The sequence below is a fragment of the Streptomyces mesophilus genome, from assembly GCF_040300965.1.
GTDB lineage: Bacteria > Actinomycetota > Actinomycetes > Streptomycetales > Streptomycetaceae > Streptomyces > Streptomyces mesophilus_A.
Map to the genome: position 1 here is coordinate 1 of NZ_JBEPEW010000192.1, position 13060 is coordinate 13060.

At 72.3% G+C, this 13060-nt stretch carries 11 protein-coding genes and 1 pseudogene; 6 read left to right on the top strand and 6 right to left on the bottom strand.

The annotated features are described in order from the left end of the window. From ABT367_RS37360 to ABT367_RS37370, 3 genes and pseudogenes are all read left to right on the top strand, one after another. On the top strand, nt 1-423 hold a 423-nt coding region (locus tag ABT367_RS37360), incomplete at its 5' end, for a CDP-alcohol phosphatidyltransferase family protein (RefSeq protein WP_352257904.1). Continuing rightward, on the top strand, nt 420-1265 hold the full coding sequence (locus ABT367_RS37365) for a phosphatidate cytidylyltransferase (RefSeq protein WP_352257906.1): 846 nt from the start codon (nt 420-422) through the stop codon (nt 1263-1265). The genes ABT367_RS37360 and ABT367_RS37365, both read left to right, overlap by 4 nt. Next, nucleotides 1262-1867: pseudogene (locus ABT367_RS37370) on the top strand (lysophospholipid acyltransferase family protein); the annotation flags it as partial. The gene ABT367_RS37365 and the pseudogene ABT367_RS37370, both read left to right, overlap by 4 nt. A gap of 7 nt (nt 1868-1874) precedes the next feature. Here the strand turns inward: ABT367_RS37370 and ABT367_RS37375 are convergent. From ABT367_RS37375 to ABT367_RS37395, 5 genes are all read right to left on the bottom strand, one after another. After that, a complete protein-coding gene (locus tag ABT367_RS37375) occupies nt 1875-2177 on the bottom strand; it encodes an NIPSNAP family protein (RefSeq protein ID WP_165333410.1) in 303 nt (100 codons plus the stop codon). 63 nt (nt 2178-2240) lie between these two features. Then, nucleotides 2241-2948 carry a tyrosine-protein phosphatase gene (locus tag ABT367_RS37380; protein WP_352257910.1) on the bottom strand — a complete coding sequence of 236 codons (708 nt, stop codon included), beginning with the start codon at nt 2946-2948 and terminating at the stop codon, nt 2241-2243. Between the two features lie 46 nt (nt 2949-2994). Next, on the bottom strand, nt 2995-3849 hold the full coding sequence (locus tag ABT367_RS37385; protein ID WP_352257911.1) for an alpha/beta fold hydrolase: 855 nt from the start codon (nt 3847-3849) through the stop codon (nt 2995-2997). A gap of 115 nt (nt 3850-3964) precedes the next feature. Next, nucleotides 3965-5596, bottom strand: a complete 1632-nt coding sequence (gene pruA / locus ABT367_RS37390) for an L-glutamate gamma-semialdehyde dehydrogenase (protein WP_352257913.1) — start codon at nt 5594-5596, stop codon at nt 3965-3967. Nucleotides 5597-5652: 56 nt separating this feature from the next. Continuing rightward, entirely contained in the window at nt 5653-6579 is a 927-nt protein-coding gene (locus tag ABT367_RS37395; RefSeq protein WP_352257914.1) for a proline dehydrogenase family protein, read from the bottom strand. Nucleotides 6580-6809: 230 nt separating this feature from the next. Between ABT367_RS37395 and ABT367_RS37400 the strand changes: the two genes are divergently transcribed. Next, the gene (locus ABT367_RS37400) at nt 6810-7991 is read left to right on the top strand and encodes a PucR family transcriptional regulator (protein WP_352257916.1); all 1182 of its coding nucleotides are present in this window, start codon (nt 6810-6812) and stop codon (nt 7989-7991) included. A gap of 6 nt (nt 7992-7997) precedes the next feature. On the opposite strand, the gene ABT367_RS37405 is transcribed toward ABT367_RS37400, so the two are convergent. After that, nucleotides 7998-8585: a TetR/AcrR family transcriptional regulator gene (locus tag ABT367_RS37405; RefSeq protein WP_352257918.1), complete on the bottom strand. Its 588-nt coding sequence runs from the start codon at nt 8583-8585 to the stop codon at nt 7998-8000. Nucleotides 8586-8682: 97 nt separating this feature from the next. Here ABT367_RS37405 and ABT367_RS37410 point away from each other — a divergent pair, with 97 nt between their 5' ends. Both ABT367_RS37410 and ABT367_RS37415 read left to right on the top strand, forming a co-directional pair. Beyond that, nucleotides 8683-10215: an MFS transporter gene (locus ABT367_RS37410; protein WP_352257920.1), complete on the top strand. Its 1533-nt coding sequence runs from the start codon at nt 8683-8685 to the stop codon at nt 10213-10215. A gap of 145 nt (nt 10216-10360) precedes the next feature. After that, nucleotides 10361-13060: ATP-binding protein (locus ABT367_RS37415; protein WP_352257922.1), on the top strand; the 2700-nt coding region annotated here is incomplete at its 3' end.

Below are 13060 nucleotides of genomic sequence, written 5' to 3' on the forward strand. Positions count from 1 at the left end.
CTGCTCGCGGCCCGGCTCGCCTTCGCCAACCTCGACGGCGCGCTGGCCCGTGACACGGGGCGGTGCACGCGGCGCGGGGCGGTCGTCAACGAACTCGGCGACCGGCTGGCCGACTTGGCGATGCTCGCCGGGTTCCTGTTCGTGGCCCCTGTGTGGCTGGTCGCCTGCGCGGCGCTCGCCGCGACGGCCCCCTCCTGGGTGGCGCTCGCGGGTGCGGCGGCCGGGGCGCCGCGGCGCAACGGCGGGCCCGTGGGGAAGACCGAGCGGTGTGCGCTGGTCGTGCTCGCGGCGGCGACGGGGTGGTTCGTGCCGGTGCTCGGCATCCTCGCCGTCGGCTCGCTGGTCACTGCGGTGGTGCGCCTCGCCTGGGTGTGGCGGGAGCTGGCCGACCGGCCGGCCGCCGCGGTGGGGAGCACCCGATGAGCACCCTCTCCCGGAGTGTCCCGGTCGTGGCGGGTGTGCTCGGCGCGGGCGGGATCGCGGTCGCCGCGCTGCCGGCCCGGCTGCGGATGCGGGCCGAGCTGCGCCGGCGGTGGCGTACCTGGGCGTTCTCGGCTCCCTTGTTCCTCGGCGCCTTCTTCCTCGGCAGCGCGGGCGTGGCCCTCTTCGCGGCCGGGCTCGGGGTCGTGGCCGTCCTGGAGTACGTACGGATGGCGGGGCTCACCCGGGCCGACCGGGCCGTCCTGACCGCCGCGGCCGTCGCCCTGCCCGCGCTCGCCTGGCTGGCCCCCGAGGCGCTCGGCCCTCAACTCGCCCTCGGTGTCCTGCTGCTGGCCGCCGGACCCGCGCTGCTCACGGCCGACGCGACCACCGGCTTCACCCGCGCCAGCCGTACCGCCTTCGGCCTCCTGTGGATTCCGCTCGGTCTGACCTGTCTGGTGCTGCTCGGCGACACCGCGCTCGCCGTCGGCGTCGCGGTGGCCTTCGGGGACGTGGGCGCGTGGTGCGGCGGCACGGCCCTCGGCCGCCGTGGTCCGCTCGCCCGCCGCCTCTCCCCTTTGTCACCGAACAAGACCTGGGCCGGAGTTGTCGGCTGCGCGGCGGCGACGGCCGGCGCGCTGGCCGTACTCGGCTCCTTCACCCCGCTCGTATGGACCGCGGTTCTCGTCGGCTGTGTCGTCGGCGATCTGCTCGAATCCATGGTCAAGCGTGAGGCGGGCGTGAAGGACGCGGGCAGCTGGCTGCCCGGGTTCGGCGGGCTGCTCGACCGGATCGACTCGCTGCTCGTGGCGCTGCTCCTGACCGCGGGGGTGATGGCCCGATGAGTCCGGTCCGGCACTGTGCCCATCTGCCCGCACTCCCCCGGCGCCTGTCCGCCCGGCTGCGCAAGTCCCTGTGGCGGGCCACCCTCACCGCCACCGGCGGGGTGCGCCGCGAGGGCCGGCTGCCGAGCGGCGGCTGTGTGGTGATCGCCAACCACACCTCGCACGCGGACACCGCGGCGCTGCTCGCCGCGCTCGACGCCCGCCATGCTCCGCGGATCGCCGCGGCGGCCGACTACTGGTTCGCGACCGCCTGGCGGCGCCGGATCTGCCGCCGGCTCGCGGCAGGTTTTCCGGTACGCAGGACAGGCGGCGGTCTCGGTGATCTGCTGGCCATGACCGAGGAGCTGCAGCGGGGTCACGCGGTCGTGCTCTTCCCCGAGGGCACCCGCGGCCCCGACGGGTCGCTCGGTCAATTCCACCGCGGGGCCCTGCTGTTGGCCCAGCACGCCCGGGTGCCCGTCGTACCCGTGGCGCTCATGGGCACGGGCCGGCTGCTGCCCAAGCACGGCTCCTTGCACCGCACTCAGCTGCGCGTACGCATCGGCGTTCCGCTGGCGCCGACGGCGGGCCCGGCCGAGGCGCGGGCCGCCGTGGAGGCGCTTCTCGAGGTCACGCCAGGGGACGGAGGAAGCGGCGCTCGTACCGCTTGATGCACTTGGTCCTGCGGGCCAGTTCGAACGCCTCCTGGCAGTCGGGGTCCGCCATGCTGTCGGTGCGGTAGCGCTCGTACGCGGCGAGGCTGGGGAACGAGAACAGCGCGTACGCGATATCGCTGTCCCCTTCGCTGGGCAGGAAGTAGCCGTGGTGGGAGCCGCCGAAACGGCTGACGAGGTCGACCCAGCGACGCCCGTACTCCTCGAAGTCCTCGATCCGGTCCGGGTCGATCTCGTACCGCAGATGAATCGTGATCATGCGGTGATGATGCCCCGTACGAGGGCGTACGTCGACGTCCGTGCGCCAACTGGACGGTGAAGGTCAAGCGACGCGGGCGCGCAGGGCGTTCAGGTCGGCTTCGGTGACACCGGCGGCCAGCAGATAGGTCTCCGCCCGCACCGCCCCGGCCGCCGTGATCATGTCCGCGTACGCGGTCGTGCCGTGTTCGGCGTACGCCGCGTCCAGGAAGTCCTGGTGGGACGGCTTGCCGGTGGCGGCTTCAAGGGCGGCCATGTTCGCCGCGCTGCGGGCGTAGTCGGCGGCGATCTCCTCGGGCGAGGCGCCGAGGAGCGAGAGCAGGACGAGGGCGATGTTCCCGGTGCGGTCGCGTCCGGCCGCGCAGTGGAAGGCCACTCCGCCGGGCGCGGCCTGCGCCACCGCCGTCACGGCCGCCGCGATCCGGTGCGGGAAGTTCTCCATGAACGGCCCGTAGAACTGCGGCGTACCCCAGCGCCAGTCCTCGGTCCAGCGCGCCCAGAACGCGGCGTCCTCGGCCATGCCGTCCAACTCCACGCGCACCGTGGTGATCCCGTCGGGCCGGGGCGCGGCGTCCGCCCCGTACTCGTCGGACTCCCGCAGATCGAGCACGGTGCGTATCCCGTGCTCGTACGCGGCCGCCCAGCCCTTCTCGGTGAGCTTGTCCAGGCCGTCGGCCCGTACGAGCGCACCCCGGGCGACGGCTCCGAGGCCGCCCAGGTCCCGCACGTTGTGACAGCCGTCCCAGTCGAGGTCGCGCTCGATGCTCGTCATGCCGATCAAGATGCCAGGCCTCTGCAGAGCGGTTCCCTCCGCCCCTTCACAGCACCCCGGCCACCGCGTCCCTGAACCCCTCCGGGTCCTCCACCCAGGGGTGGTGGCCGGACTCCGGGAGCACCACCCGCCGCACCCGCGGCAGGGCCCGCTCCAGCGAGTCCACCGCCGAGCGCGGACGGATGTCGCGGGCGCCGTCGACGATCAGGACGGGCACGTCGAGGGCCGCGCACGCGGCGGACAGCTCCGGCGTGCCCCAGGTCCGCTTGCGCTCCTCGTTCAGGGCGGCGTTGCACGCGTAGTTGACCGGGAACCACGGGTCGGCCATCCGCTCCGCGTGCTCCGACGCCCGCTCCCGGTCCTCGAATTCGACGGCCCACCGCAGGACCGCGCTCTCCCGCTCCTCGTCCTCGGAGAGTGCGCCGCGCGCCTGCAGCTCCTGCCACCGGGCGAGCCGTGCGGGCTCCTCCGCAAGCCGGGCCCGCAGGCCGTCCTCGTACCCCGGGTGCCAGTCCGCGTCCGGCCCGATCCCCGTACCGCTCACATAGGCGAGGGTCTCGACCCGCTCCGGGTGCGCCAGTGTGTAGCTCAACGCCAGCTGGGCGCCCCAGGAATGACCGAGGAGCACCATCCTGCCGAGGCCGAAGTGGGCCCGTACGGCATCGAGATCCGCCACGAAACGGTCCGTCGTCCACGGTCCGTCACAAGGTGCCGAGCGACCGCAGCCGCGCTGGTCCCAGCGGTGCACGGCGGCCGGCTCGCCGAGCAGCGCGCTCACGTCGCCGAACATGTCCCACAGGCCGGGACCGCCGTGGCAGAGCACCAGCGGGGTACCGCCCGGGTCGCCTTCGCGACAGGCCCACAGCCGCAGGCCGTCGTCCGTGCGCACGCTCTGGAGCATGCGGGCAGTCTGCCGTACGGGGAGCGCGGGAGCCCCGGCAATGGAAACCGCCCCCGTCCAGGTGTGGGGACCGGACGGGGGCGGGAACTGCGGGGTGGTCAGCCCGTGTGGGGTGTCAGCCCATGTGCGGGTAGCGGTAGTCGGTCGGCGGGACCAGGGTCTCCTTGATGGCGCGGGTCAGCGTCCAGCGCATCAGGTTCTGGGGGGCGCCCGCCTTGTCGTTGGTGCCGGAGGCGCGGCCGCCGCCGAAGGGCTGCTGGCCGACGACGGCGCCGGTGGACTTGTCGTTGATGTAGAAGTTGCCCGCGGCGTAGCGGAGCTTCTCCATCGCGTCGGCCGCGGCGGCGCGGTCACCGGCGATGATCGAGCCGGTCAGGGCGTACGCCGAGACGGACTCCATCTGCGCCAGCATCTCGTCGTACGCCTCGTCCTCGTAGACGTGGATCGCGAGGATCGGGCCGAAGTACTCGGTCGTGAAGACCTCGTTGGCCGGGTCCGAGCACTCGATGACGGTCGGGCGGACGAAGTAGCCCACCGAGTCGTCGTACGTGCCGCCCGCGACGATCGTGCAGGACGGGTCCGCCGCCGCACGGTCGATCGCGGCCTTGTTCTTGGCGAACGCGCGCTCGTCGATGACGGCGCCGATGAAGTTGTCCAGGTCGGTGACGTCACCCATGGTGATGCCGTCGACCTCGGCCGCGAACTCCTCCTTGAAACCGGAGTTCCAGATCGAGGCGGGCACGTAGGCACGCGAGGAGGCCGAGCACTTCTGGCCCTGGAACTCGAAGGAGCCCCGGGTCAGGGCGGTCTTGAGGATCGCGCGGTCGGCGCTCGGGTGCGCGACGACGAAGTCCTTGCCGCCGGTCTCGCCGACGATGCGCGGGTACGAGCGGTACTTCTCGATGTTGTTGCCGACCGTCTTCCACAGGTGCTGGAAGGTCTTGGTCGAACCCGTGAAGTGGATGCCGGCGAGCATCGGGTGCTCGAGCGCGACGTCGGAGACGGCGAGGCCGTCACCGGTGACGAGGTTGATGACGCCCTTGGGGAGACCGGCCTCCTCCAGGAGCTGCATGAGCAGCACGGCCGCGTGGGTCTGCGTCGGGGACGGCTTCCAGACGACCACGTTGCCCATGAGGGCCGGGGCGGTCGGCAGGTTGCCCGCGATGGCCGTGAAGTTGAACGGCGTGATCGCGTAGACGAAGCCCTCGAGCGGGCGGTGGTCCAGACGGTTCCAGACGCCCGGGGAGTTGGCCGGCGGCTGCTCGGCGAGCAGGTCGCGGGCGTACTTCACGTTGAAGCGCCAGAAGTCGACGAGCTCGCAGGGAGTGTCGATCTCGGCCTGCTGCGCCGTCTTCGACTGGCCGAGCATCGTGGAAGCGGCCAGCGTCTCGCGCCAGGGTCCTGCGAGCAGTTCGGCGGCGCGCAGGATGATCGCGGCGCGGTCGTCGAAGGACATCGCGCGCCAGGCCGGGGCGGCGGCGAGCGCGGCGTCGATCGCGTCCTGGGCGTCCTGCTGCGTAGCGTTGCGCCCCGTACCGAGGACGGACTTGTGGTTGTGCGGCTGCACGACCTGGAACGGCTCGCCGCCGCCCATCCGCTGCTCGCCGCCGATGGTCATCGGCAGGTCGATCGGGTTCTCGGCCAGTTCCTTGAGCTTGGCCTCGAGGCGGACGCGCTCGGGAGAGCCGGGGGCGTAGCCGTGCACCGGCTCGTTGACGGGAGTGGGGACCTGGGTTACAGCGTCCATGAGTTCCTGAACTCCTTTGTGAGGGGTGTCGTTTCGAGCTGGTCCGAGCTGGGGGCTCAGCCCTTGGTGAGGATCGAGCGGGCGAAGAAGAGGAGGTTGGCCGGCTTCTCCGCGAGACGCCGCATGAAGTAGCCGTACCAGTCGGTGCCGTACGCGGTGTACACACGCATCCGGTGGCCTTCGGCGGCGAGGCGCTCCTGCTCCTCGCTGCGGATGCCGTACAGCATCTGGAACTCGTAGTCGTCGAGCTTGCGGCCCGCACGGCGGGCGAGTTCCTGGGTGATGGCGATGAGGCGCGGGTCGTGGGAGCCGATCATCGGGTACCCGTCGCCCTCCATCAGGATCTTCAGGATGCGGACGTACGCCTTGTCGATCTCGCCCTTGTCCTGGTACGCGACGGACGCGGGCTCCTTGTAGGCGCCCTTGACGATCCGGACGCGGGAGCCGGCCGCGGACAGGCGGCGGGCGTCGTCCTCGGTACGGAAGAGGTAGGCCTGGATGACGCAGCCGGTCTGCGGGAAGTCCTTGCGGAGCTCCTCGTGGATGGCGAACATCGAGTCGAGGGTGGTTTGGTCCTCGGCGTCCAGGGTGACCGTGGTGCCGATGGCGGCGGCGGCCTCGACGACGGGGCGGACGTTGGCGAGGGCCAGCTCGTGGCCGCCGTCCAGCGCCTGGCCGAACATGCTCAGCTTCACGGACATCTCGGCCTTGGTGCCCAGACCCAGGTCCTTCAGGCGCTCGACCAGCTCGAGGTAGGCGTCGCGCGCGGCGTGCGACTGCTCGACGGTGGTGATGTCCTCGCCGACCACGTCGAGGGTGACTTCGAGGCCCTTGTCCGCGGTCTCCTGGACGATCGGGATGACCTGGTCGACGCTCTCGCCGGCGATGAACCGGGCGACGACCTGCTTGGTGCCCGGCGCGGCGGAGACGAAGCGGCGCATCTTGTCGCTGCGGGACGCGGCGAGGATCACGGGACCCAGCACGGGGCACCTCCATTTTTTGCGGGGGGTCAGGGGTGCCGCACCAGGAAACGCCAACGTTCCGGGAACGGCCAGGAGAACCTCCGTGAAACCTAAGGATCGCGCCGATTCGGGGCCATCTACAGGTGTCACGCATCCGTGGGCCGGATCTCATACATCTGTATGAGGTGCGGGAGCGTGCATCTGGCGGCCGGGAAGGACGGCCACTGCGGCCGGTACCCCAGAATGGACAGGTGAAAGGCGACTACCAGGACCTCGTCGACGAGGTCTCGACCCTGCTCGGCGCTCCGGCCACCCTCGAGGACCGGGACTTCGGGCTGATCGCCTTCGGTGCGCATGAGGGCGACGACGAGATCGAGATGGATCCCGTACGGACGCGGTCGATCCTGACCCGGAAGTCGACCTCCGCCGTCCGCGCCTGGTTCGAGGGGTTCGGGATCGCCCGGGCCACCGAGCCGGTGCGGATCCCCGCGGCTCCCGACGCCGGTGTGCTGCGGGCCCGCATCTGTCTGCCCGTACGGCATCGCGGCGTCGTCCACGGTTACGTGTGGCTGCTCGACACCGACCCCGGCCCGGGCCCTGAACAGCTCGCCGCCGCGATGGAGGTGACCGAGCGCATCGGGGTGCTGCTCGCCGACGAGGCGAGCGCCGGCGAGGACGTCGCGCGTGAGCTGCGGGCCGTTCTGACCAGCGGCCGCGGCTGGCAGCGGGACATGGCGGTGGCCGCGCTGCGGGCCGCGCTCGGGCCCGGCGCCGACGATCTGCTCGCCGTCGTCTGCGTGACGCCTTGGCCGCGGTCCACGACGGGGGCCGCCGCCCGGGTCCCCGGCACGGTCGCCGTGTGCGCCGTGCCACCGGCCTCCGCGGACGAAGGGCCCACCGCGTTCGCCGCTCTCGTACGGGTGCGCGCGGCCGACAACCTCTCCCCCGCCCACACCGTCGCCACGCGCCTGCTCGGCTCGGCGTCCGGGAGCGCCGCCGGTATCGGGGGCGCCCGGCGCGGGCTCGCCGAGCTGCCGGAGGCGTGGCGGGAGGCGCTGGCCGCGGCCCGTACCGCTGCCGCGCGGCACCGCGGCGAAGGCGCCAAGCCGGCCCGTACGAAGGAGTCGGCACCCGTCGCCGAATGGTCCGCGCTCGGCCCGTACCGCCTGCTGACCGCACTGCCGGCGGGCGCCGCCCAGGACCCGGCGGTCACCGCACTCCTGCGGCACCCCGAACTCGCCCACACCGCCGAGGTGTTCCTCGACCACGCGGGCCAGGCCGGACGGACGGCGGCGGCGCTCGGCATCCACCGGCAGACGCTCTACTACCGGCTCTCGCGCATCGAGCAGCTCACCGGCCTCGACCTGGACGCCGGCGAGGACCGGCTGCTGCTGCACATGGCGCTCAAGGCGGCACGGCTGCAGGGAGGTTGAGCCCGACTACGCGTCGTGCCCGGCGGCCTTGATCAGGCGCCGCAGCCCCTCGGTCAGCTCCTGTGCGCTCGGCGCGGTCTCCGGGGCGAAGGAGTACTGGGCGATGAGCCCGGTCATCAGGGTCGTGAGGAACTGGCCCAGCGTCGCGACCTCGTCGTCCGGCACCGTCGACTCCTCGACGCCCATCAGCATCGCGATGAAGCCGCGCCCGCCCTCGCTCTGCGCCTTCGCCAGGTAGTCCCGTACCGCGGGCATCTGGTCGCCCATCGCGATGATCTCGATACTCAGCCGCCACACCGAGTCCGGCTCGCGCACGGTCGCGATGACCCCGCCCCAGACCTCCTCGAAGCGTTCGAGCGAGCCGGGCGGCGTCGAGAACCCCGCCTCGGGATCGCCGTCGAAGCTCTCCGAGACCCCCTCGACCAGCGCGATGTACGCCTCGGCGAGCAGTACGTCCTTCGACCCGTAGTGATAGCCGATCGAGGCGAGATTCGTCCCCGACTCCTTGACGATGTCGCGCGCCGTCGTGCGTACGAAGCCCTTGGCCAGCAGGCAGCGCTTCGCGCCTTCGAGCAGATCCTCACGGTGTCCCATGCGGGACAGCCTACCCAGCTCGCAGACGCTCGTACAAGACGCACGTTTTACACACTCGTACTAGACAACCGTTTAAGACGTCCGTACAGTCGCTGTCATGACGAACTCACCGAGCACCACGCAGGAGCACGAAGCGGCTCCCGAGCGCGCAACCCGCAAGGAATGGACGGCACTTGGCGTGCTGATGCTGCCGCTGATGCTGGTCTCGATGGATGTTTCGGTCCTCTACTTCGCGGTGCCCGCGATCAACGCCGATCTGCAGCCGTCCGGCACCCAGCAGCTGTGGATGTTCGACATCTACGCGTTCGTGCTCGCCGGGCTCCTGATCACGATGGGCTCGCTCGGCGACCGCATCGGCCGCCGCAGGCTGCTGCTGCTCGGCGCGACCGCGTTCGGCGCCGCCTCGGTCATCGGGGCCTACTCCCACAGCGCGGAGATGCTGATCGCGGCCCGCGCCCTGCTCGGGATCGGCGGGGCGACGCTGCTGCCGTCGACGATGGCGCTGATCAGGAACATGTTCCGGGACGCCGGCCAGCGCGCGAAGGCGATCGGGATCTGGCAGACGGTGATGGTGTCCGGTGTCGCGCTCGGCTCGGTGATGAGCGGCATCCTGGTGGAGCACTTCTGGTGGGGCTCGATCTTCCTGGTCAACCTGCCCGCGATGGTGCTGCTGCTCGTCCTCGCGCCGGTGCTGATCCCCGAGTTCAAGGACCCGACCCCCGGGCGCTTCGACTGGATCGGCGTACCGCTGTCGATGGCCGCCGTGCTGCCGGTCGTCTACGGCTTCAAGGAGATCGCCGCCGAGGGCGTCGAGCTCTCGTACGTGGCCTCGGTGGCGGTCGGGCTCGTCTTCGCGGCGCTGTTCGTGCACCGCCAGCGGACCGCCGCGTCGCCGATGATCTCGCCCGCGCTCTTCCGCGGCGGCAGCGGCTTCGGCCCGGCCATCTCGCTGATCATGATCTCGTCGCTGACGATGATGGGCTCGGCGTACTTCACGACGCAGTACCTGCAGTCGGTCCTCGGAATGTCCGCGATGGAATCCGCGCTCTGGGCCCTGCTCCCCTCGGTCCTGATCGGCTTCGCGGCGCCCGTCGCGACACTGCTCGTCCAGCGCGGCATGAACCGCGCGCATGTCGTCGCCACGGGGTTCCTGATCTCGGCCTCCGGCTTCGCCCTCCTCCTCTTCGTCGGTACGGACTCGCTGTGGACCATCCTGGTCGCCGCGGGTGTCCTCGCCAGTGGCGCGGTGATCATCGGCTCGCAGCTGACGGACCTGGCGATGGGCGCCGCGCCCGCCGAACAGGCGGGCAGCGCCTCTTCGCTCGTGGAGACGGGCAACGAGTTCGGCGGCGCGATGGGCATGGCGCTGCTCGGCTCGATCGGCAACGCGGTCTATCACGCCCAGATGCCGGACGCGGCCCCGGCCGTGGCCCGCGAGACGCTGGGCGGCGCGGCGGCGGTGGCCGAGGAACTGCCCGAGCGCGCGGGGTCGGCCCTGCTGACCATGGCGCGGGAGGCCTTCACCAGCGGGATGCATGTCGCGGCCGTGGCGGCCATGGTGCTCCTGGTCGGCGCGGCGGTGGCGGCTTCGGTGGCGCTGCGGCGGGAACCCAGCCCCTGCGGCGTTTGAGCAGATCCGAACGAAGTTCGGATGCGGGGGTCCGGGGGCGGAGCCCCGGTTTCGGGAAGGGGCGGGGTGGGGGAAAAGCCCGCCGCAGGCGCCCCCACCCCAAATTCCCCGCAGCCCGCGAAGCAACGCATGCCAGGATGGGCGAGTGGCTCAGATATTCGATACGCCGTTCATCGGCCGGGCGGACGAACTGGCCCGGCTCACCGGCGTGGTGGACCGGGCCGCGGCCGGCGATCCCCGCGCCGTCCTCGTCGCCGGAGACGCGGGCGTCGGCAAGACCCGCACCCTGACCGAGGCCGCGGCGCACGCCGCCGACGCCGGCACCACCGTCCTGACCGGCCACTGCATGGATCTCGGGGACGTGGGCCTGCCCTACCTCCCGTTCACGGAGCTCCTCGGCGCGGCGGCCGCCGACGAACGGTTCGCCCCCGTGTTCGCCGCGCACCCCGCGGTGAACCGGCTGCTCGGCGCCGCCTCCGGGACCGGCCCCGCGCAGGACCCCGGCAGCCGCCTCCAGCTCTTCGAGGGCGTCACCGCGCTCCTCGCCGAGCTGGCCGAGCAGGCTCCGCTGCTCCTTGTCATCGAGGACCTCCACTGGGCGGACCAGTCCTCCCGCGATCTGCTCCGCTTCCTGCTCAGCCGGGGCGTACTCCAGCGGCCCGTGCCCGGCGGCCCGCCGCGCCGGCTCGCGATCCTCGCCTCGTACCGCTCGGACGATCTGCATCGCCGCCACCCGCTGCGCCCCCTGCTCGCCGAGCTGATCCGGCTGCCCGCCGTCGACCGCCTGGAGCTACGTCCGATGGGCGACGCGGACGTGGCGCGGCTCGTGCGCGGGCTGCGCACGGGCCCGCTCTCCGACAGCACGGTCGGCCGCATCGTCGAACGTGCCGAGGGAAACGCCTTCTACGCCGAGGAGTTGCTCGCCGCGCTGCCCGGCGACGACGACCCCGGCTCCTCCGCGATGCCCGGTGACCAGGGCGGTCTGGGCGGCCTTGGCAGCCTGGTCGATGTGCTGCTCATCCGGATCGAGCAACTGACGGACACCGCCCAGCAAGTGCTGCGCACCGCGGCCGTCGCGGGCCGCACGGTCGGTCACGACCTGCTGCGCGATGCCGTCCAACTGCCGCAGGAAGAGCTGGAGTCGGCGCTGCGCGAAACGGTCGGGCGACAACTGCTCGTACCGGGTGACGATGCCACGTACTCCTTCCGGCACGCCTTGATCCGCGAGGCCGCGTACGCGGACCTGCTGCCCGGCGAGCGGGTCAGGCTGCACGGCGTGTTCGCCAAACTCCTTGCCCGGGAGGACCGTTCGGGGCAGAGCGCCGCGGAGCGCGCCCATCACTCGCGCGAGAGCCACGACCTGCCCGATGCCCTGACGGCCTCCTTGGAGGCCGCCGACCACGCCAAGGGCGTGGGCGCGCCCGCCGAGGAGCTGCGCCATCTCGAGGCCGCGCTCGACCTCTGGGACGCGGTCGAGGCGTCCGCCCGCCCCAAGGACAGCGACGCGGTCAGCCTCACCCTGCGCGCCTCGGCCGCCGCCGCCCACGCCGGTGACCCGCATCGCGGCGTGCAGCTCGCCCGCTCCGCGCTCGACCGGACCGGCGCGGACTCCGATTCCGAACTCGCCGCCCGGATCCGCTACACCCTCGCCTTCCGGCTGCTGCGGGTCGATCACCTCAAGGCCGCCTTCACGTACAGCACCGAGGCGCTGTCCCTGATCCCGGCCGAGCCGCCGTCGCCCACCTGGGTGTGGGCGGCCGCGACCCACGTCATGGCGGCCCGGTACGTGGGGCGGGACGAGGACGCCGAGCGCGTCGGCCGGCAGGCGCTCGACGCCGCGGAGCGGCTCGGACTGAGCGACGCCCAGGCCGACTTGATGATCTCGCTGGTCGGCATGGAAGAGCACAACCGGAGTACCGAGAAGGGCCGGGACAGGCTGCGCGGGGCCCGTGAGCTGGCCCGCGCCGCCGGAAATCTCCCCGTGGAGATGCGGGCGCTCTACAACGTCGCGATCGGCTGTTACGAGTCCGGGGATCTGGACGCCTGCCTGACCTGGAGCGGCGAAGGGCTCGGCCTCGCCCGTCGCGCGGGCCTGCTCTCCTCCCCGTACGGCCTGGAACTGCGCTATATGCAGTCCCTGCTGCTCTACACCCTCGGCCGCTGGGACGAATGCGCGCGGGCTGCCGCCGCGGATTCCGAACTGCTCCCGGAGGCAGGCGGGTTCGCGACCGCCCCCGCGCTGTACGTCGCCCTCGCGCGCGGCGAGTTCGACCGGGCCGTGGGCGGGGCGCGCGCCCTGTTCGACGGCAGCACCTCCGACTGGATGGCGATGCTGGTCGCGAGCGTCGTGCTGACCGATGCGGCGGCGTTGCGCGGTGACACGGAGGGCTGCGTACGGCAGCTGCACGCTTCGGTCGACGCGCTCGCGGAAGGCTCGGGCGTCGACCGGCCCGATGTGGCGGTGCGGCTTGCCGCGCTCGCCCTGTCGGCGGTCGCGGACAGCGCGGAGGAGTCCCGGCTCTCCGGTGACGCGGCGGGCGCCGCGCAGTGGGCGGGGACCGCCGCCGAGCTGGTGGAGCTGGCCCGGTCCACTGCGGCCCGCGGCGAGGACGGGACCGGGCACGGGCCGGAGGGTCTGGCCTGGCTGGCGCGCGCCGAGGCCGAGTTGATACGCGCCACCGAGGGGCCGGATGTCGCGGCATGGGAGCGGGCCGTGACGGCTTTCGGCTACGGCGATCCGTACGAACTGGCGCGCTGCCGGTGGCGTTTCGCTCAGGCCCTGCTCACCGCCGACCGTCGCGAGGAGGCCGGCGAGCAGGCGCGCGCGGCCCGGGAAACGGCCGAG

Excerpts from the sequence above, each read along its gene's own strand:
- ABT367_RS37365 (WP_352257906.1), top strand. The coding sequence starts at position 420 with ATGAGCACCCTCTCCCGGAGTGTCCCGGTCGTGGCGGGTGTGCTCGGC.
- ABT367_RS37375 (WP_165333410.1), bottom strand. The coding sequence starts at position 2,177 with ATGATCACGATTCATCTGCGGTACGAGATCGACCCGGACCGGATCGAG.
- ABT367_RS37380 (WP_352257910.1), bottom strand. The coding sequence starts at position 2,948 with ATGACGAGCATCGAGCGCGACCTCGACTGGGACGGCTGTCACAACGTG.
- ABT367_RS37385 (WP_352257911.1), bottom strand. The coding sequence starts at position 3,849 with ATGCTCCAGAGCGTGCGCACGGACGACGGCCTGCGGCTGTGGGCCTGT.
- pruA (WP_352257913.1), bottom strand. The coding sequence starts at position 5,596 with ATGGACGCTGTAACCCAGGTCCCCACTCCCGTCAACGAGCCGGTGCAC.
- ABT367_RS37405 (WP_352257918.1), bottom strand. The coding sequence starts at position 8,585 with ATGGGACACCGTGAGGATCTGCTCGAAGGCGCGAAGCGCTGCCTGCTG.
- ABT367_RS37410 (WP_352257920.1), top strand. The coding sequence starts at position 8,683 with ATGACGAACTCACCGAGCACCACGCAGGAGCACGAAGCGGCTCCCGAG.